Source organism: Lactovum odontotermitis, assembly GCF_054658595.1.
This window is the reverse complement of the sequence record NZ_BAAGGQ010000025.1, coordinates 1-19,484: the sequence shown is the minus strand read 5'-3', so window position 1 is coordinate 19,484 and position 19,484 is coordinate 1. Positions and strand designations below refer to the sequence as shown.

The 19,484-nt window shown below is 42.1% G+C and carries 16 protein-coding genes and 1 pseudogene; all 17 read left to right on the top strand.

All coding sequences use genetic code 11. The annotated features are described in order from the left end of the window. Positions 1 to 452: 452 nt before the first annotated feature. The 17 genes and pseudogenes from ACYQ2E_RS10445 (at position 453) to purC (ending at position 19,096) form a co-directional block, all read left to right on the top strand. Positions 453 to 1,331, top strand: coding sequence for a helix-turn-helix domain-containing protein (locus ACYQ2E_RS10445; protein ID WP_460018006.1), 879 nt, complete (start codon positions 453 to 455; stop codon positions 1,329 to 1,331). Between the two features lie 174 nt (positions 1,332 to 1,505). Further along, positions 1,506 to 2,111: a hypothetical protein gene (locus ACYQ2E_RS10440; RefSeq protein WP_460018005.1), complete on the top strand. Its 606-nt coding sequence runs from the start codon at positions 1,506 to 1,508 to the stop codon at positions 2,109 to 2,111. 34 nt (positions 2,112 to 2,145) lie between these two features. Then, positions 2,146 to 2,589 carry a hypothetical protein gene (locus ACYQ2E_RS10435; protein WP_460018004.1) on the top strand — a complete coding sequence of 148 codons (444 nt, stop codon included), beginning with the start codon at positions 2,146 to 2,148 and terminating at the stop codon, positions 2,587 to 2,589. 27 nt (positions 2,590 to 2,616) lie between these two features. Next, positions 2,617 to 3,069 carry a hypothetical protein gene (locus ACYQ2E_RS10430; protein WP_460018003.1) on the top strand — a complete coding sequence of 151 codons (453 nt, stop codon included), beginning with the start codon at positions 2,617 to 2,619 and terminating at the stop codon, positions 3,067 to 3,069. A 128-nt stretch (positions 3,070 to 3,197) separates the two neighbouring features. Beyond that, entirely contained in the window at positions 3,198 to 4,565 is a 1,368-nt protein-coding gene (locus ACYQ2E_RS10425; protein WP_460018002.1) for an ATP-binding protein, read from the top strand. A gap of 120 nt (positions 4,566 to 4,685) precedes the next feature. Beyond that, complete coding sequence (gene purD, locus ACYQ2E_RS10420; RefSeq protein ID WP_460018008.1) at positions 4,686 to 5,948, top strand: phosphoribosylamine--glycine ligase; 1,263 nt, start codon at positions 4,686 to 4,688, stop codon at positions 5,946 to 5,948. 168 nt (positions 5,949 to 6,116) lie between these two features. Next, entirely contained in the window at positions 6,117 to 6,602 is a 486-nt protein-coding gene (gene purE / locus ACYQ2E_RS10415) for a 5-(carboxyamino)imidazole ribonucleotide mutase (RefSeq protein WP_460018007.1), read from the top strand. A 245-nt stretch (positions 6,603 to 6,847) separates the two neighbouring features. Further along, on the top strand, positions 6,848 to 8,176 hold the full coding sequence (locus tag ACYQ2E_RS10410) for an AAA family ATPase (RefSeq protein WP_460018001.1): 1,329 nt from the start codon (positions 6,848 to 6,850) through the stop codon (positions 8,174 to 8,176). Beyond that, positions 8,169 to 8,867 carry a hypothetical protein gene (locus ACYQ2E_RS10405; RefSeq protein ID WP_460018000.1) on the top strand — a complete coding sequence of 233 codons (699 nt, stop codon included), beginning with the start codon at positions 8,169 to 8,171 and terminating at the stop codon, positions 8,865 to 8,867. The genes ACYQ2E_RS10410 and ACYQ2E_RS10405 overlap by 8 nt, the downstream gene beginning before the upstream one ends. Positions 8,868 to 9,081: 214 nt before the next feature. Next, a complete protein-coding gene (locus tag ACYQ2E_RS10400; RefSeq protein WP_460017999.1) occupies positions 9,082 to 9,405 on the top strand; it encodes an AbrB/MazE/SpoVT family DNA-binding domain-containing protein in 324 nt (107 codons plus the stop codon). Then, a pseudogene (locus tag ACYQ2E_RS10395) lies at positions 9,389 to 9,675 on the top strand (type II toxin-antitoxin system mRNA interferase toxin, RelE/StbE family). Before ACYQ2E_RS10400 ends, ACYQ2E_RS10395 begins: the two are co-directional and overlap by 17 nt. Before the next feature lie 601 nt (positions 9,676 to 10,276). Continuing rightward, entirely contained in the window at positions 10,277 to 13,021 is a 2,745-nt protein-coding gene (locus ACYQ2E_RS10390; RefSeq protein WP_460017998.1) for a class I SAM-dependent DNA methyltransferase, read from the top strand. Continuing rightward, positions 13,008 to 13,598, top strand: a complete 591-nt coding sequence (locus ACYQ2E_RS10385) for a hypothetical protein (RefSeq protein WP_460017997.1) — start codon at positions 13,008 to 13,010, stop codon at positions 13,596 to 13,598. The genes ACYQ2E_RS10390 and ACYQ2E_RS10385 overlap by 14 nt, the downstream gene beginning before the upstream one ends. A gap of 52 nt (positions 13,599 to 13,650) precedes the next feature. Then, positions 13,651 to 15,576 (top strand): DEAD/DEAH box helicase, encoded by a 1,926-nt coding sequence (locus tag ACYQ2E_RS10380; protein ID WP_460017996.1) that lies wholly within the window; start codon positions 13,651 to 13,653, stop codon positions 15,574 to 15,576. Next, entirely contained in the window at positions 15,569 to 16,717 is a 1,149-nt protein-coding gene (locus ACYQ2E_RS10375; RefSeq protein ID WP_460017995.1) for a GIY-YIG nuclease family protein, read from the top strand. The genes ACYQ2E_RS10380 and ACYQ2E_RS10375 overlap by 8 nt, the downstream gene beginning before the upstream one ends. Before the next feature lie 571 nt (positions 16,718 to 17,288). Then, on the top strand, positions 17,289 to 18,395 hold the full coding sequence (gene purK, locus ACYQ2E_RS10370; protein ID WP_460017994.1) for a 5-(carboxyamino)imidazole ribonucleotide synthase: 1,107 nt from the start codon (positions 17,289 to 17,291) through the stop codon (positions 18,393 to 18,395). Continuing rightward, positions 18,392 to 19,096 (top strand): phosphoribosylaminoimidazolesuccinocarboxamide synthase, encoded by a 705-nt coding sequence (purC, locus tag ACYQ2E_RS10365; RefSeq protein ID WP_460017993.1) that lies wholly within the window; start codon positions 18,392 to 18,394, stop codon positions 19,094 to 19,096. Before purK ends, purC begins: the two co-directional genes overlap by 4 nt. The last annotated feature ends 388 nt before the right edge of the window (positions 19,097 to 19,484 follow it).

Here is a 19,484-nt window from a genome sequence, read left to right as displayed (position 1 = left end):
TTGAAATAAGATGTGAGGCACGCCCGTTATGAAGCGTAAAGATTTAGGAAATTGAGGTTCTGCCGTAAGGCAGGTTCTCAATTTATCTAATCTTCTAGCTTCAGGCGTGCCGAACTCAGTTGAAATAAGATGTGAGGCACGCCCGTTATGAAGCGTAAAGATTTACCCCTTAAAGGGGAAAGCGACCTCTAAACCGCTAAAGCGGTAAGAGTCTGCTTAGGAAATTGAGGTTCTGCCGTAAGGCAGGTTCTCAATTTATCCCACAGTGGTGGGGAAAGCGAACTGTAAACGGCTGAAGCCGCAACAGCCTGCTTTTCTAATCTTCTAGCTTCAGGCGTGCCGAACTCAGTTGAAATAATTTAATGTACATATCCTGGAGAAATGACCAGAAAATCAGAAAACTGCTGCGAAAGCAGTTTTTTTGTCTAGAAAATATGTTAAAATACCCTTATATGCATAATCAAAAAGAAATTCAAAAAACTTTCGGAAAATCAGGTCAGGTTTACCAGAGTATTCGCAAATCCAAGCATCTGGCCATGACGGATGTGGCGGACAGCGAAATCTCACAGTCGCAGATTTCCCGCTTTGAGCGCGGCGAGAGCAGTCTCACGATTGACAAGTTCATGTGTCTGCTGGCGAATACGTCGGTCACTCTGGACGAGTTTGAGAGTATTTACGACAATTATTCTCTCTCGGAAGAATATGCTTTTCGTGAGGATTTGGCGCAGGCGGTGGAGACGCAGAATGTGGCCAAGGTGCGGGCGATTCTGAAAGACTGGGAGGCCAAGCGTAAGGCGGAGCCGCAGAAGCGTTACCCGCGCATCAATTGTATCGTGGTCAAGACAGTTTTATCTGGTTTGACCAAATTTGCCATGCCTAAGGATGATGTGGCCTATCTGAAAGATTACCTGATGTCGGTCGAGGACTGGGGCCGCTACGAGTTCTGGGCGTTTTCCAACTGCATCCAGCTTTTTAACGACGCGACGCTCAATCTTGTGGAAGCATCAATTCTAGGTAGAGTCGAGTTCTATAAGAACCTCAGCGTCAACAACCAATTGGTGATTCGTACCACGCTGAACCTGATTGCGATTTTCATTCAGCGGAAGAATTTCCGCTTGGCCCTAAAATACATCACTTACCTCGATAATGTCCATATTTCCATTGATTTTCTCTATGAAAAGCTGATGCTGCGCTACAATAAGGGCTTTTATCGTTATCGGATGGGGGATAAAGCCGGGCTTGAAGTCATGCGCGAGTGCAACGAAATGCTCGGAAAGCTTGGCTGCTTTGAGGAAGAGAATTCCCGCGAGAAAGAACTGGAAAAGTTATGAGAATAGAATATGCAGATATGGGATTTTTCGTTTTTCAGTCAAAATTTTGTGCTACAATTCAAAGTGTCAAAGGGATTAGAGGTTTGCCGAATTTGATAATTGAGATTTGCACGCCTAAATCTCTACGCTTCGTAGCGGGCGTGCTTCACATCTTGATAGAAAGGCGGGTGTAACATGGACGAATTTCCTAAAGTCATTAAGGCCGCCCAGACTTCAAATCAAATGCTCAGGCTTGAATTTGACAACTTGGAGCTGCATCTGATGCATCCGCACATGATGTCGGGCATGATGTCGAATCTTCAGCCGCAGCGGAAGTTTTTCGGGTTATTCGGCGGGAACTCGCAGTCTTCCAAGATTGAGCTCCAGAAAGACGGGAGTTTGCTTCTCAATGACTTTGACATTTATTCAGCGGAGGAACTTTGGCGAAACAGTGAAAAAATCGACGAGACACTTGAGCAAAAGCTCAGTCGGATGCCGACCCTGCGGGTGAAACAGGGAAATGAAGAAGTCACTGTTTGGAGAATTTCTCGAGACATTCCGCAATTCGTCTGGATTCATGAAATCTTTGAGAAAAAGAAGGTCTGGTGGGTTGAAAAAATGACGGGTGGAACTTTCAGAAAAACGGATTCCAATCGTGCCAATCGGCTTGCCGTCAAATTTAAAGAGGGAACAATTTACGGCGCATTCGGGGATTACCTGATTAGACGCCTCTCAGACAATGCTTTGAGCCTCATGACGAAAGAAGAAACGGAAAAAGAATTAGAGCTGAAGTTGCCTTAAAAGTGAGAAAGCCATTTAGAAAGGGGAAAAGAAAATGACTGATTATCCAAAATGTATTAAAGCAGAAATGGTTCCTGGACCAGAATTATGGTGTACGTTTGACAACGGTGCCGTGCGGTATTTTCCAATGAATACGCAGATTGAGCTCCTTATGAGGCCACTGGACGTGATGCATCTTAAAGAGACATATGGTGCAAATTTGTTCATCGGCCGTGCAATGACCTGGATGGGAAACAAGATTATGATTGATGACAACGGAGATGTGCAAGTGAATAAGGAGATTATTCCAGCGGAGATTCTGTGGAAGTACAGTAAGAAGCATCTCAACAGCCCTAATCCTGAACTTGAGAAGAAAATAGAAACCAAACATCCGATTCTTCGGGGAATTCTGGACCTTTCCTGGCTCTGGATTTCTATCATTCTTGTGGCTCTGGTTATTCTTTATTTCGTTCTGAGGATTTTGCCGACATTCCGATAATTTTAAACATGGAAATATATAGAATTTATGGGAGAAGAAAAAATGGCTAATTATCCGAAATGTATTAAAGCAGAAATGCTTCCGGGGCCAAAACTATGGTGCACCTTTGACAATGGCGCTCAGCGATATTTTCCGATTAATGACCAAATTCTGCTTGAGATGAATCCGTATGATTTGCGGAATCTTAAAGAGACACATGGCGCAAATCTTTTCATTGCCGGCGCAATGACCTGGATAGGGAATGAGATTCTGATTGAAGACAACGGCGACGTACGTGTAAATAAAGAGGTTATTCCTGCGGATATCATCTGGAAGTACGGCACGAAGCACCTGAACAGCGCTAATCCGATGCTGCTTGAGAAAAAATCCGAGATCAAGCATCCGATTTGGGAAGGGGTTAAGAGCCTGGGCTGGCTTTGGCTTTTCTTCGGCATTTTGATTCTGATGACCATTATCTTCTTGCTGAATTCGCTGAGGTAACATGTACGACAATATGTCTATTACATCAAGATTTCAAAAGAATCTTGGTGTTTTTATTTTTTACTACTTTGTAGTATAATACTTATAAGTAGTAAAAATATGATTTATCGATATAAAGGAGAGAGCCAATGTTTCTAGGCAGAGAAAAAGAACTTCAAGCTCTGGAAAAAATGTATCGCAGAAAAAACTTCCAGATGGCTGTTGTTTACGGAAGACGGCGAATCGGCAAAACATCTATTCTGAATGAATTTATCAAGGATAAAAATGCGATTTATCTTCCAGCAGAAGAAGTTAATGATTCATTGAATCTGGAGAAATTTTCTCAGATACTGGGAGAAAAGATGGGAATCAAAAATTTCCCCAAAGTTGAGGACTGGAATAGTTTCTTTTCAATCATTGAGCAGCAGTTTGCTCAAGAGCATCTTGTTCTGATTATTGATGAATATCCTTACGCAGCGACTGCCAATAAGTCTTTGAACTCGATTTTGCAGCATGTGATTGATTATCAGTTTAAAAATACTAATATTTTTCTGATTCTCTGCGGGTCTTCAATGAGCTTCATGGAAAATCAGGTTTTGGGAGAAAAAAGTCCGTTATTCGGCCGTCGCACAGGGCAGCTGAAAATCACACCTTTGGATTATTACGAAGCGGCTCGTTTTTACCCTGAAGCGAGCGCAGAGGAAAAAATTCAGTATTTTGCGACGGTGGGCGGCACGCCTTACTATCTCTCGCTTATTGACAAGTCGCGCAGCTTTGAGGAAAACATTCACGAACTCTATTTCGAAATTTCCGGATATTTATTCAACGAAGGTACCCTCCTGATGAAACAGGAATTTCGTGAAGCGGCGAATTATAATGCTGTTTTGCAGGCAATCGCCAGCGGAGCGGTCACATTAAATGAAATTGCCCAATTTACACGCCTTGTACCAAGTTTCGTCTCTAAATATCTTGTTACCCTACAAGAATTAGACTATGTTGAAAGAATTATCCCCTTTGACGCCAATCCTCTGAAGGGGAAGAAAAGTCAATATCAGATTAAGGAAAACTTTCTTAGGTTCTGGTATCGATATGTTTTTTCGGTCCGCTCAGAGATTGAGCGCGGGAACGGCGATGTTTATTTTTCACTTGCACTTGAAAACTTGAACGAATTCATTGGCCCGATTTTTGAGGAGATTGCAAGGCAGTACTTGCGGCGGCAGAATGCACAACGGAAGCTTCCTTTTACTGCTAAATCTTTCGGGAAATGGTGGGGTAAAGACAGGCAAGGCCAATCGCAGGAAATTGACATTGTCGTGGAATCAATGGATGACAGAAGTCTGATTATCGGCGAATGTAAATGGAAAAACAGGCTGGAAGTCTTTCAAACTGTGAAGAAACTGAAAGAAAGAGCAGAAATTTTTGACAGGTATCACACGGATTTGTATTTGTTTACGAAAAAGGCAATCTGCGCTGATACTGACATAACAACAGTTTGTGCGGAGGAATTTTTTGAGTAACGAAATTCGGATGATTTTCCGAACGATTCGGAAAAAAGTTCGGTGAAAGTTCGAATTTCGCTCGTTTTTCTCATAAAATCGTTTAAACTAGAATTAAAGGAACAGGAAATGGGAGGCGATGTGAAAATTCTGGTTATTGGCTCGGGCGGCCGAGAGCATGCGATTGCGAAGAAATTCAGCGAGAGTCCGCGAGTTGAAAAAGTTTACTGTGCGCCGGGAAATGCCGGCATGAAGCGGGACAAGATTGAGCTCGTGCCGATTTCCGAGCTTGACAATGCAGCGCTGGTCGACTTTGCCCGTACGCAGCAGATTGACTTGACCTTTGTGGGACCTGAGACGTCACTGATGAACGGCATCGCAGATGCCTTTGCAGCGGCGGATTTGCGGATTTTTGCGCCAACTCAGGCGGCTGCGGAAATTGAGGGCTCCAAAGAGTTTGCGAAATTTCTCATGAAAAAATGGGCGGTTCCCACGGCTGATTACGCGGTGTTTGAGGACCTCCAGGGGGCTCTGAGCTATGTGAGGGCTCAGGGGGCACCGATTGTCGTGAAGGCGGATGGACTGGCTGCTGGGAAAGGCGTGACGGTGGCTTTGGATTTGGAAGCGGCTGAGGCTGCACTGCTGGCCATTTTCTCCGAAAAAAACGCTAAGGTCGTGATTGAGGAATATTTGGAAGGCGAGGAGTTTTCGCTGTTTTCGTTTGTGCATGAGGGGCGGGTTTGGCCGATGCCGATTGCGCAGGATCATAAGCGGGCTTTTGACGGTGATAAGGGCGCGAATACTGGCGGGATGGGAGCTTACAGTCCTGTGGCGCAGATTCCTGAGTCGGCGGTTTCGGAGGCGCTGGAGAAGGTTGTCAAGCCGGTGGTGGCGGGGCTTATGGCTGAGGGCAGGAGCTTCACGGGCGTGCTCTATGCGGGGCTGATGCTGACTGCGGACGGCGTCAAGACGATTGAGTTTAACGCGCGTTTTGGCGACCCTGAAACGCAGGTCGTTCTGCCGCGTCTGACGTCGGATTTGGCGCAGGCCATCATGGACATTTTGGACGGCCGTGAGCCTGAGCTTGTCTGGCTGGGCAATGAGAGCGTGACTTTGGGCGTTGTCATGGCGTCGAGCGGCTATCCCGAGAGTTCGACAAAAGGCTTGATTCTGCCTGAAATTCCGAACGATTGGCAGGTTTATTATGCCGGCGTGGCGGAAAATGAGGCGGGACAGCTAGTTTCAAACGGCGGTCGGGTCTATCTGCTGGCTGAAACGGCGCTGAATGTGGCGCAGGCGCAGAAACTGGTTTATGACAAGCTTGACGGGCTGGATAATACTGGATTTTTCTATCGGCATGATATCGGCAGCAAGGCGTTAAGATGTGAAGTACGCCCGTTTTGAAGCGTAAAGAGTTGCGACTCGACTAGGTGCTTTAGCACCTTAGCGAGAGTCGACAGCAGCCCCATAGGGGCAGATAGGAAATCGTGGTTCTGCCCGCAGGGCAGGTTCCGATTTGTCTAATCTTCTAGCTTCAGGCGTGCTGAACTCAATTACATGAAAGAGGTGATTATGGCAGAAGCAGCAATTATCATGGGCTCCATCTCAGACTGGGAGACCATGAAGCACAGCGCGGAGATTCTGGACGAATTCGGCGTTATGTATGACAAAAAAGTTATTTCAGCGCATCGGACACCAGAGCTGATGGCAGATTTTGCGCATTCGGCGCGTGAAAATGGTTATCAGGTCATTATCGCGGGTGCAGGCGGCGCGGCGCATTTGCCTGGGATGACAGCGGCGCAGACGACGGTGCCTGTGATTGGGGTGCCTGTGCAGTCGCATGCGCTATCTGGACTGGACAGTTTATATTCAATCGTGCAGATGCCTGCGGGGGTGCCTGTGGCGACGATGGCCATTGGTGTGGCTGGGGCGAAGAATGCGGCGCTTTATGCGGTGCAGATGCTGGCGGTTCATGATGAAAAGTTACAGGACAAACTGTTGAAATACCGTGAAGAGGCGAAAGCGCGGGCGATTGATTCGACGCAGAAACTGAAGTAATTCGAGCATTGAAAAGCAACCAGTATTTGTTTGGTTGTTTTTTCTTGGCATTCTCTGCTCATAATGTGACCAGGCAGACCAGGTTTTGACTATCTTATAGACTATATAATTACAAAAAAAGGTGTTTTTTTCGCACATAAAGCCAATTTTTTAATCCGTAAATCATATTTTGGCATAAAATATATCGATTCTGTTGTTTTTGTGATATAATCTAATTGAACTCTATAAAACTTGGAGGGAATCAGATGATGATTCAGAAAATCAGAGAAATAACCATTGAGAATGTAAAAAATGTTGAATATGGAAAGATTTCATTCACTGAAAAGAATGAATATTTGAATGTAACCGGCATTTATGGACAGAATGGTTCAGGAAAAACAACACTGATTGATGTGCTGGAAATCCTGAAAAACTTGCTGCTTGGAAATGGAATCGGCACTGAAGTTGCAGGCATGTTAGGAACAGGTACAGTTGCAAGGATTGTGATTAAAACAGAAGTCATCAACGAGAGAGTGAATACTTATGAATTAAGACTTAAAAAAGAAGATGACAATAAACCTTTGGTGACAGTCATTTCCGAGAATCTATACACAAAGCCATTAGAGAAGGGAAAAAAAGAAAAAAACATCTTACAATTTGACAGAAGCAGCCAGGCAATTGTGAAGTCGACAAAGAAGGAAGCGGTTGCAAGTCTTGAAGCCCTAAATATTATTAATGACATCACCGCTCAAAGACGAACTTCCTATTTATTTGACCCTAATTTCCAAAAGTTAGTAAAGTCAAATAAGAATCTGGAAGAGGCATTACTTGTTCTGGAACAGTTCAAAACTCTGGCCGGAAACATTCGCATGTATACAAGCGAGTATTCAGGGTTGATTTCTGCGAACATCGTGACACCTGTCGGTGTTCACTACAGGGACAAAGCCATGGCGGTTGACGGCGTGATTCCCTTTTACATGCAGAACGGCGGTTTTGTACAAAAACAAGCGGTCGGGATATACCAGAATGTTATTAGGCAAATGAACATTCTGCTGCCGGAGATTATTCCCGGCTTAAAGCTGGACATCTTTGAGCGCGAAGCTCGCATTGGTCAAAACGGAGCAGATGAAGTGCGGCTGGAGTTTTTCGTCACACGTGGCGGAAAGCGTTTTTCTCTTGTCTATGAGTCAGATGGCATCAAAAAAATTATCGGACTTCTAAGTTTTCTCGTTGAGGCATACAATGATCCGAATATCATTGCAGCCATTGACGAGTTTGATTCAGGGATTTTCGAATACCTGCTCGGTGAATTAGTGGATGTGATGGCGACTGGTGCTAAAGGTCAGCTTATTTTCACCTCGCACAACCTTCGGGTGCTTGAGGTGCTGCCGACGAACTGCGTTGTCTTCTCCACAACCAACCCTGAAAATCGTTACATACGAATGAAGGGCGTAAAACGCACCAATAATCTTCGGGATTTCTACCTTCGTGCCATTCAGCTTGGCGGACAGAGCGAAGAGTTGTATGTTGGCCAGACGACAAGTAAAATCCGTATGGCATTGATTAAAGCTAAAGCGGGGGCGAAACTTGACTAAAAAGAAAGTGATTGTTCTGATTGTTGAAGGTATCACAGACCAAATGATTTTCGAAGAATATATTGGTGAAATCGTTAATCATCACAGCTTTTTCGTTAAAGTCATCAATGGAGATGTTTTCACCAGCAAATCATACGCTGCTTTATCACCAAAACAGATTGTCGGTGAAATCATGAAAATTGTGAAAGAGCAAAACAAATTTCTGCCTTCAGATATTGCTCTGATTGCACAACTGACAGATACTGACGGTGTTTTTATTCCCGTTGAGGATTATACTGTTTCCGACGAATGTCAAAATGATACGAAGACCTACTGGTATGATCTCGAAAATAAGCAAGTCTGTGTAGAGTCTCAGGATAAGCTGGAGCACTTGAGAGATATTTGGTATAAAAAGAGGCAAAAAATACTTGCTTTGCGAAAAGGCGTCTTTTACTCCTCTGCAAAGATTCCCTACTTTCTGTACTACAACTCTTTAAACCTTGAACATGTGACGCAAAATGATATTTTGAAGGACGAAGAGAAGCAGATATCGGCAGTCAGATTTATCGACGATTTAGGCGAAGATTTTCAAAGATTTATTGATTTCTTCGAACATAAATCTGTCGGGAAAGATTTTGATGAATCTTGGGATTTCATCATTGGAAGTTCGGAATGGAATGTTTCGAAGTCGAATGTGAAGTTTTTTGGTTGAAAGACTTATAGGGATGTAGAACTTTTACTTTCGCGCGCCTCTCTAGTGAGGCATACCATAGGTATTTAAAAGGAGATGTGATATAATGATTATAAAGAGCGACGTCGCCAGTGCTGAATAGCGCAGGCCGCGCCGTTTTTTTCAATCATTTGCAATTCAAATCATAATAGGATATAATGTAATTACTAAATAATTACTGGAAAAAGGCGACAAAATGGAAACAAAGACAAGAGTACAAGGGAATTCTTTAACCTTGACCGTACCAAAATCATTTCATATTAAAGAGGGCGTCGTTGTTGAGCCGGAGCTGAAAAATGACGGTATTTTCTATCGCTTTGTTAAAGAAGACCAATTTTTTGATTATGATGCTGATATATTGAGAGACCTTATATCAGACGGCCTTGCAGGAGAAGAACTCATCGCGGCTTTTAAAGAGAAGAAGAGGAAAATTCCTCTTGCTTTTGAAGCAATAAAGAAAGAAGCGAGCAAGGCTAAACCAATGAGCAGGAAGGAGTTTGAGCGTGAAATCGGCTTATGAGATTGTTCCGCTTAATTCTGTAAAAAAGTATCTTAAAAAGCTGAAAGACCGTAGGCTAAAAGAACTTTTTGTAGACTTGATTTATTCTGAAATTGCTGAAAATCCTTACGATGGTATTGAGAAAAAAGGAGATTTGTCAGGAATCTGGGTGAGAAAACTGCGTTATAAGAGAACTGACTACAGAGTTGCCTATCTGATTGAAGATGATGAAGATAAAAAGTTATACCTGTTCTGCTGGCTGGGACTCACGAGAGTTTCTATACGAGTTGAAGAGGTACTTACTTTGAATAAAAATGTCTTTCGGCTTGTCTCAAGTGCACAAATTTTAGAAAGCTTTTCCGTTTCTCTTGGCAGAGGTAGCATTGTTTCATATAATACCAGTAACAGTACTTGACGCGCCCCTCCTGTGATGCGGACCAGTCGAGTCGTTTTTGTTTTACGGCGGATTTTGTGACTGAAAAGGGAGAACAGCACTCCCTTTATCGGTTGATGAGAAGCTTGAAAAAGCTCTGGTGAGTCTTTGTGTGAATCTCCCTTCTGGTTGAAGGTGTATTAGATTATGGGAAAAGTTTATAATTTCATCGGTATTAGTTGCAAAATAGGGCAACAATGAGTTAAAATAAGAGTAGCAAATACTTGACAAAGGAAGTTAGCATGTCTACAATTAGCAGAGCAGAGCAGAGCAGAGCAGAGCAGAGCAGAGCAGAGCAGAGCAGAGCAGAGCAGAGCAGAGCAGAGCAGAGCAGAGCAGAGCAGAGCAGAGCAGAGCAGAGCAGAGCAGAGCAGAGCAGGTAAATTTTACCTCTTTTCAGTGTACACTAAGAGAGTCGGCAAAACTGTCGGCTTTTTTGAGTGGAAGTGAGCGGGTATAATGGCAAAGAAAAGCTTACTTAGCATCACCGAAATTGAAGACAAAACTAAACAGCTAATAGAAAACCTGAACCAAGGAACATTCATTGAGGAATTCCTAGAACTTTTTGATATTCCCAGAACAAGTATCACACGTGCAAAAAATTCTGATGGAGATTTTTTCATCAGAAACAAAGTGCAATATAGAAAAGTAAAATTTAACCCACTGGAAGCAATGGATGAAATCATCCAAGAAATCGAAGAGCAGAAGCGCAAACCACGTTATATTATCACAACAGATTTTCATCAGCTTTATGCAAAAGATACAACGACAAACGACACACTTGCTATTGACTTTGAAGATTTGGCAGCGTATGCTGACTTTTTCCTTGCATGGAACGGCATTGAAAAGGTAGATTATCAGAAAGAAAATCCTGCAGATATCAAAGCTGCAGAACGTTTTACCAAACTCTATGATGAACTGGTAAAAATCAACCTTGAGCTTGCTAAAGAAGAAGTTGAGGGAAAATCTTTTAATCTTTTCTTGATTCGTGCACTTTTCCTTTATTTTGCGGAAGATACAGAGATTATTGCCAAAGGTTCATTCACAAATATCTTAAAAACTCGCACCAAAGAGGATGGCAGCGACTTGAACCTAGTAATAAAGGCGCTTTTTGAGGTTCTTGACGTTCCTGAGAATAAACGAGAAAAAACACCAGAATGGCTAAACGAATTTCCTTACGTCAATGGAAAGCTTTTCAAAGAACCGCATCACGACTTGGTTTTCAGTGCGTATACTCGAAAACTCTTGATTGAAGCTGGTGAACTGCTCAAATGGAATGAGATTAACCCTGACATTTTAGGTGCAATGATTCAAACGGTTGCAAATAAGGAAGCGCGCCAAGTTGCAGGAATGCACTATACCAGTGTGCCTAATATCATGAAAGTGATAAAGCCACTTTTCCTTGATGAATTAATCACAGAATTTGAACGTTTATCAGACAGCATAGATTATTATTTGTCTGCAACAGATTTAACTGGAAAGCACGTTAAAGAATATCAAAAAGATAATGTAAAAAATCTCTATGATTTACTCAATCGGATGTCAAAAATTAAGTTTCTGGACCCTGCTTGTGGCTCTGGTAATTTTTTGATTATTACTTATAAAGAACTGCGTCGTCTGGAAATTAAAATATTGCTGAAAATCCAGGAACTTCAAGGCGATATCCTGATTAATAGCTCAGAAATCAAACTGTCCAATTTTTCAGGAATTGAAATTGATGATTTTGCTCATAAAGTTGCGCGCCTTTCACTTTACATTGCCGAGCATCAGATGAATGTGGAGTTGACAACCGCTATTCCAAATGTGAATCCGTCTTTGCTTCCTCTTAAAGAATCAGGAAATATCATTCATGCTAATGCTCTACGTGTCGACTGGAATGAGATTGTGCCTCATGGAGCAGATGATGAAGTTTATATTATGGGGAATCCGCCATATATTGGGGCTAAAAATAGGACAGAAACTCAAAAAGAGGATTTAGAGATTGCAATTGGTGAGGATATAAAGTTTGGGAATCTTGATTATATATCTGGCTGGTTTTATAAGGGGGTAATATATATTGAAGATTCATCCGCTACTCTTTCATTCGTAACAACTAATTCAATTTGTCAGGGTATCCAAGTTTCTTTACTTTGGGAATTCATTTTGAATCATGTAGAGATAAGTTTTGCTTATTCATCATTCAAATGGGGAAATCAAGCAAAGAACAACGCAGGAGTTTCAGTAGTCATTATTGGACTCTTCAAATGCAAAGATAGCCATTCAAAAAAGATTTTTGACGATAACATGAATTATATAGAAGTGGAAAACATAACTCCTTATCTGACACAGGGAGATACTATATTTGTAAAGAATCACACACAGTCTATTTCTGAGTTACCAAGTATCTTATCGGGAAGTAGTCCGTATGATGGAAACAACTTGATTGTTTCATATGAGAAGTATATAGAATTAAATAGGGAAAACTCACCTGCTATTGAATGGATAAAACTTTTTATTGGCGGAGATGAATTTATTAATGGCAAAAAGAGATATGTAATACATCTGACAAAACAGAACTATGAAGAGGCTTGTACAATCTCTTTTATATCAGAGCGAGTTCGTAAAACTCAACTGAGTAGATTACAAAGTAAGCGAGAGACTACAAGGAGACTGGCAGAAACCCCTTACCTCTTTGGTGAAGATAGGTATAAAGAAAGCAATATGGCGATTTGCATACCAGTTACCTCTTCTGAAGGAAGAGAATATGTGCCAATGGGAATAATCAATTCTGATATGGTAATTAGTAAAAACTTATTTGGTATTTATGATGCAGAATTGTGGCTGCTAGGTGTTTTGCAAAGCAAAATGCACATGGTTTGGTTCAAATCTATTGGCGGGAAAATGAAGACCGATTATAGTTATTCCGCAGGCATGGTTTACAACACATTTCCAATTCCGCCGCTTTCAACCCAGAGGAAAAATATTTTGGAGGAAGCGGTTCTAGAAATGCTTGATGTGCGCGAAGAGGAAGGGGGCACTTTAGCAGAGCTTTATGGCGGTGCCAATAAACCAATGAATGCCAGGTTACGCAAGGCGCACGAGAAAATTGACGGCATCGTAGAGCGTGCCTATCGCCAAGAACCTTTTAAGTCAGACGAAGAGCGCCTAAGTGTGCTTTTGAAACTTTATCAGAAAATGACAGGAGAAGAAAATGGGAATGTTTAGCGATTTACCTCAGGCAAAATTGAAATTGAGAAAGAAAAATGGAGAAGAATTTGATTTTTCAGCAAATCTTCAAACAAATAGATTATTCACTGATATCCAATCAATTCCATTCGAAGATGGAGACATGATTGAACGCATTTTACCTACAGGTGTTTTGGAAATGTATCATATTGTCGATATTGGATATAAAGAGGAAGATGGTTATGGTTTTCCTTCACATTATCAAATGAAGATAGAAAAAAGTCCAAAGTCTGAAAGCAATACTATTAGTTTTAGTGGCAAACAAGTGACATTGGATGCTTCAAACGGGGGACAAATAAATATCCAAAGCGGAAACAATAATAGCCTCAATGTAGTTTTGACGAGTGATGAAGAAAATCGCTTCACGGAACTAATGACAAGAATTGAAAAAATTGAAGATAATGAAGATATTTATCAAAAATGTTTGCAAATGAAAAATGCAGTTGGAACTGAGAGCTTTTCTGAAAAGTATAACCAATTCATTCAAACTACAGCAAATCATATGACGATTATTGCTCCATTCATTCCCTTTTTGTCTTCGCTATTACAACGCTAATTACTTGTAAAAAATTTAGTTGAAATCAATTTTGAACTATAGGAAAAGGAAAATGACATCAAACATTCTAGAAATTAAATATGACAGCACAGGAAAAAGCCAAAACACCAACAGTCTCGGCATGAGAGAAATGCAAGCACGTGTCTACGAAAAACGTGACGCACAATACTTATTAGTCAAAGCTCCGCCAGCTTCAGGGAAATCACGTGCCCTGATGTTTGTAGCCTTAGATAAACTGCATCATCAAAATGTAAAGAAAGCCATCATTGCAGTGCCGGAACGCACAATCGGGAAATCGTTTCAGACAACAGAGCTCTCTAAATTTGGCTTTTTCACAGATTGGGTGGTTCAGCCAAATAACAATTTAACGGACCGTGGAACAAGTGAGAGCAAAGTGACACAATTCGTAAACTTTATACGTTCCAAAAATCCTGAGGATGATATCTTGATATGCACACATGCGACTCTGCGCTTTGCTTTTGAGCAACTCAATGATGCAGACTTTAACGATGTATTACTTGCAATCGATGAATTTCATCATGTTTCACAAGACGATAATTCGGTTTTAGGAAATGCTTTGCGAAATATCATGGGAAATTCCTCCGCCCATATTGTAGCAATGACAGGCTCATATTTCCGCGGCGATTCCGTGCCAATCCTCGAGCCAGCAGATGAGCAGAAGTTCGAAAAAGTCACTTATACTTATTATGAGCAGCTTGAAGGTTACAGATATTTGAAAAGCTTTGCTATGGGTTACAGCTTTTATCGCGGGCGATACACAGATGCTTTATCTGAAGTGTTAGATACTACGAAAAAAACGATTATTCATATCCCAAATGTTAATTCAGGCGAGTCGACCAAGGACAAATACGACGAGGTTGACCGTATTCTGGAAGAGCTTGGCGATGCTCGCTTTGATGAAGAAACAGGTCTGTGGTTAGTAGCAGAAGAAGATGGTCATGTTCTGAAAGTTGCGGACCTTGTCAATGAAGAGGGACGTGAAAAAGTTCAAGACTACCTTCGTAAAATGACAGAACTTGATGATTTGGATATTATCATCGCACTAGGCATGGCAAAAGAAGGATTCGACTGGCCTTTTGCGGAATATGCTTTGACAATTGGGTATCGGAATTCATTAACTGAAGTGGTTCAGATTATTGGTCGCGTGACGCGTGATAGCTCAAATAAGACACATGCGCAATTTACCAATCTTATTGCTCAACCGGATGCTCAGGATGATGAAGTGATGTTTGCGGTAAACAATGTGATGAAAGCCATCACAGCAAGTCTGTTGATGGAATCTGTTCTTGCGCCAAATTTTAAGTTTAAGCGCAAAGACAATGATGAGCAGAAATCAAGCGGGACGGATATATTTATCAAAGGACTGAAAGAGCCATCTTCTGAGCGTTCAAAAAACATTATTGAAAATGACTTGAATGACCTGAAAGCCACGATTCTTCAGGATAGTCAGATTCAACAAGCCATTGCAGCAGGAGTTGATGCGAAAGTCATTAACAAGCAATTGATTCCGCGGGTGATTATGACGACTTATCCTGACTTAAATAATGACGAGACTGAGGAAGTGCGTCAGCACCTGATTGCACAGGCCGTGATTCAAGCCTCAACAGCGGAAGAAGGTACAGCAGGAAATCAATTTTTACGTATGGCGGACAAGTTCATCAATATTGATGATTTAGCAATTGATTTGATTGATGAAGTGAATCCTTTCCAGCGTGCCTATGAAGTCATTTCTAAGGAAATTGATGCGCCAACCCTTAAGTTCATTCAGAATTATATGGACGGAGTCAAGTTCACATTTAGTGACGACGAATTGCTGATGCTTTATCCGCAGATTAAACAATTTCATGAGGAAAACGGAAGACTTCCTGATAAAGCAAGTGCAGACCAGTATGAACAACGTTTAGCCTTTGCCTTTTCTCGTTTAGAACAATTAAGAAGAGAGAGGCAGAATGGATAAAAAAACGTTAGATGATATTTTTGCTGATCCTATCTTTAATGAATTGATTTCTGAGCTCCCACACAAGCAGAGTCAAAAAGTTGATTCAGAAATTGAGAAATTTCAGGAGATTATCAACTGGATAAAAAGCCATGATGGCAAGGAACCTCAAAAAAATAAAGATATGACTGAGCGCAAGTTGTTTTCGAGGCTGAAGGGTTATCGTGAAAAAACTGAGATGATTAGCAAGCTTGCACCCATTGATGAATTAGGTTTGCTAGCTATTAAAGTAGAGGAACAAAGCACTGACGATAATCCTAAAACTTTGGATGACATATTGAGCGACGAAAGTTTATTTGAAGAAGGCGGAAAGTCAAAGGCATTACTGGATTTATCAAGGTACAAACGCACAATCAACGCTGCCGACAAAGTCAGTCGAAGAAAGCATGCCAACCATTTTGAACAGTATGAACCGTTATTCAGATTAGTACAAGCTGAGTTGGCATCCGGGAAACGTAAACTGATAGATTTTTCAGACTATCAGGTAGAGGCAAATAAGTTTTATGTTCAAAATGGCGTATTGCTTTATGTTGTCAGCGTCGGGAAGCATTTTACAGATAAGCATGGCGACGATAATGCTTATTTACATATCGTTTATGAAAATGGAACTGAAAACAGGAAAACACTATTCCGCTCATTAACGGCTTCCTTGTATTCAAAATCTCGCCATGGGAAAATGGTTACAGAAGTGACAAGTGATGTAATGGGAGAGACAACTGTTCAGGAACGAGCAGCAGAATACATCACTACAGGCTACATATATGTAGTCAAATCACTCAGTGACAACCCAGAAATAGCAAAGTATCATAATCTATACAAAATCGGTTACGCAGGAGAGAGTGTAGAAAAAAGAATATCTGATGCTGAAAATGAAGCAACTTATTTGTATGCACCCGTAAAAATTGTTGCAACTTGGGAAGTTCAAAATTTTAGTGCACGTAAGCTGGAAAACGCGCTCCATCACTTACTGGAAGATAAGCAGCTAAAAATTGAGGTGCCTACGGCAAATGGGGAATATGAATCGCCGAGTGAATGGTATATTGTTGATATTGAACATGTAAAAGATATAGTGAATAAACTTATTGTGGACATCCAGATGTAGTTTACTATTCCTGAACAAAGCTTAAAGAAACCATATCATTTTTATTTTTGCAAGAGGTCTGGATCGGTCAAAAGTTATACATTTACATCATTTTGTCCAGAAACATCTACCAATTTTTTACGTATTAAATAGTATGGGGATGAAAATCCTCTGTGTTAATTTTTTATCGGTGTTGCACCCCCGGCAAATACTAGTTGAAATTGGGAGGATGTACGATGGTAAAATGCAAATTTCTCCTGGAAAGGTGTTATGGAGCAGCTGCTGACTGCAGTCGAGATTGTACGTCTTATCGTCACAGTCGCAAAAGTTGTAGTCTGGCTATGTGAAAACTCTAGTCTCCTCGAAAAAGAAGACTAGAGTTATCACTCTATAACACCGAGGATAATTGACACGGACGAGTCGCAAGCTCGTCCTTTTTATGTGACAATTCCTTGATGAGATTATTTTAACATTTTTTTAGATGAAGTCAAGGGATTTCTGCTAATTCCGAACATTCAAGAAAAAAGAAAAGCAAAAGTTCGATTTTTGCTTTTTCTTTTCCGGAAAATCATCTAAACTAGAGTTAGAGAAAATGGAAAACTTGAAAAAAACGATTGGGATTATCGGCGGCGGGCAGTTGGGGCAGATGATGGCGATTTCTGCACAGTATATGGGGCATTGTGTGGTTACGCTGGACCCGAATGGGCAATGTTCGGCCGCTAAGTGTTCGGATGCGCTGATTGTGGCGGATTACGATGATGTGGGTGCTCTGCAGCGGCTGGCTGAAGTCTGCGACTTGATTACTTATGAGTTTGAAAATGTGTCGGCCGCAGCATTGCACAAAGTTGAGGATGTTGTACAGATTCCTCAGGGGATTCGATTGCTCGAAATCACGCAGAATCGGCGGGCGGAGAAGGAATTCTTGGAAACATGCGGGCTGCGGATTGCGCCTTGGAAGCTGATTCGCTCAGTGGACGATTTGCCTGAAAGTGTCGTGAAAAAGCAGGTGCTGAAAACGAGCCGCGGCGGTTATGATGGGCATGGACAAATTGTTGTGAAATGTTCGGAAAATCTTCGGGAGGCACGGGAACTTGCACAAAATGCTGAATGTGTACTGGAAGATTTCATTGCTTTCGACAAGGAAATTTCGGTGGTGGTCAGCGGCAACGGCAGGGAATATGTGACTTTTCCGGTTTGTGAAAATGAACATGTTGACAATATTCTGCATCAGACGATTGCGCCTGCACGAATTTCTGAATTTGTCCAGAAAGAAGCTGTGCAAATGGCGCTCAGTATTGCAGAGAGACTTGGACTATTTGGCACGCTTTGTGTGGAAATGTTCTTGACAAATGACGGTCAGCTGTACATTAATGAGTTGGCGCCGCGGCCGCATAACTCGGGGCATTATACGATTGAGGCCTGTGATTTTTCACAGTTTGATTTGCATGTTAAGGGAATTCTCGGGGAGGAGCTTCCTCAGCCTCGGCTGCTGAAAAATGCGATGATGCTTAATCTGCTGGGACAACATGTCGAGGCGGCTGACAAGCTCAGCTCGATGCATCCGGATTGGCACGTCCATGATTATGGAAAAAAGGAAGCTAAGTACAACCGGAAAATGGGGCATGTCACGATTTTGACGGATGATTTTGGACAAACTTTGGAAGAAGTACAAAATACAGAAATTTGGAGGGGATTATGAAAAAAGGACCGCTGCTCTACGCTGGAAAGGCGAAGAAGCTTTACACAACTGACGACGAGAAGGTGCTCTGGGTTGAGTACTGCGACCAGGCGACGGCGCTGAACGGCGCGCGAAAGGAGCAGATTGCCGGCAAGGGGGAGCTGAACAATCAGATTACGTCGCTGATTTTCGAGAAGTTGAATGCGGCGGGCGTGACGACGCACTTCATCAAGCAGCTGTCAAAGACGGAGCAGCTGAACGAGCGGGTGTCGATTATTCCGCTTGAGGTGGTGCTGCGAAATGTGGTGGCGGGCTCGTTTGCGAAGCGTTTTGGGCTTGAAGAGGGTGCGGTGCTGCCTGAGCCGATTGTCGAGTTTTATTATAAGGACGATGCGCTGGATGACCCTTTTATCAATGATGAGCATGTCAAGTTTTTGGACATCGCGACCGATGAAGAGATTGTGTTTTTGAAAACGGAGACCAGAAAAATCAATGAGCTGCTGAAGAAAATCTGGTCTGAAATCGGCTTGACGCTGGTGGATTTCAAGCTTGAGTTCGGCCGCCGGGCTGACGGGACAATCATTCTGGCAGATGAGATTTCGCCGGATACGTCGCGGCTCTGGGACGCGGACGGTAATCATATGGACAAGGACGTGTTCAGGCGCAATATCGGCGATTTGATTACGGTGTATCAGCAGGTTCTGGAAGCTTTAGAAAAATAAGATGTGAAACATGCCCATTTTCAGGCGTGTTGAACTCAATTAAGATAAGTTAATAGGGAGCATTCAGTGGGAACTCAAACAACAGTCAGCACACGTATTTTCGTTGAAAAATCAAGATGTGAAGCACGCCCGCTTTGAGGCGTAGAAATTTAGGAAATCGTGGTTCTGCCCGTAGGGCAGGTTCCGATTTATCTAATTTCCTAGCCTCAGGCGTGCTGAACTCAGTTAAGATAAATTAATAAGGGGAATTCATTGACAACTAGCACACGTATTTTCGTTGAAAAATCAAGATGTGAAGCACGCCCGCTTTGAGGCGTAGAAATTTAGGAAATCGTGGTTCTGCCCGTAGGGCAGGTTCCGATTTATCTAATTTCCTAGCCTCAGGCGT

Bases quoted from the DNA above. Each gene is read 5' to 3' on its own strand.
- ACYQ2E_RS10375 (WP_460017995.1), top strand. From the start codon at position 15,569: ATGGATAAAAAAACGTTAGATGATATTTTTGCTGATCCTATCTTTAAT.
- ACYQ2E_RS10425 (WP_460018002.1), top strand. From the start codon at position 3,198: ATGTTTCTAGGCAGAGAAAAAGAACTTCAAGCTCTGGAAAAAATGTAT.
- ACYQ2E_RS10435 (WP_460018004.1), top strand. From the start codon at position 2,146: ATGACTGATTATCCAAAATGTATTAAAGCAGAAATGGTTCCTGGACCA.
- ACYQ2E_RS10385 (WP_460017997.1), top strand. From the start codon at position 13,008: ATGGGAATGTTTAGCGATTTACCTCAGGCAAAATTGAAATTGAGAAAG.
- purE (WP_460018007.1), top strand. From the start codon at position 6,117: ATGGCAGAAGCAGCAATTATCATGGGCTCCATCTCAGACTGGGAGACC.
- ACYQ2E_RS10445 (WP_460018006.1), top strand. From the start codon at position 453: ATGCATAATCAAAAAGAAATTCAAAAAACTTTCGGAAAATCAGGTCAG.
- ACYQ2E_RS10410 (WP_460018001.1), top strand. From the start codon at position 6,848: ATGATGATTCAGAAAATCAGAGAAATAACCATTGAGAATGTAAAAAAT.
- ACYQ2E_RS10430 (WP_460018003.1), top strand. From the start codon at position 2,617: ATGGGAGAAGAAAAAATGGCTAATTATCCGAAATGTATTAAAGCAGAA.
- ACYQ2E_RS10390 (WP_460017998.1), top strand. From the start codon at position 10,277: ATGGCAAAGAAAAGCTTACTTAGCATCACCGAAATTGAAGACAAAACT.
- ACYQ2E_RS10400 (WP_460017999.1), top strand. From the start codon at position 9,082: ATGGAAACAAAGACAAGAGTACAAGGGAATTCTTTAACCTTGACCGTA.
- ACYQ2E_RS10380 (WP_460017996.1), top strand. From the start codon at position 13,651: ATGACATCAAACATTCTAGAAATTAAATATGACAGCACAGGAAAAAGC.
- purC (WP_460017993.1), top strand. From the start codon at position 18,392: ATGAAAAAAGGACCGCTGCTCTACGCTGGAAAGGCGAAGAAGCTTTAC.
- ACYQ2E_RS10440 (WP_460018005.1), top strand. From the start codon at position 1,506: ATGGACGAATTTCCTAAAGTCATTAAGGCCGCCCAGACTTCAAATCAA.
- purK (WP_460017994.1), top strand. From the start codon at position 17,289: ATGGAAAACTTGAAAAAAACGATTGGGATTATCGGCGGCGGGCAGTTG.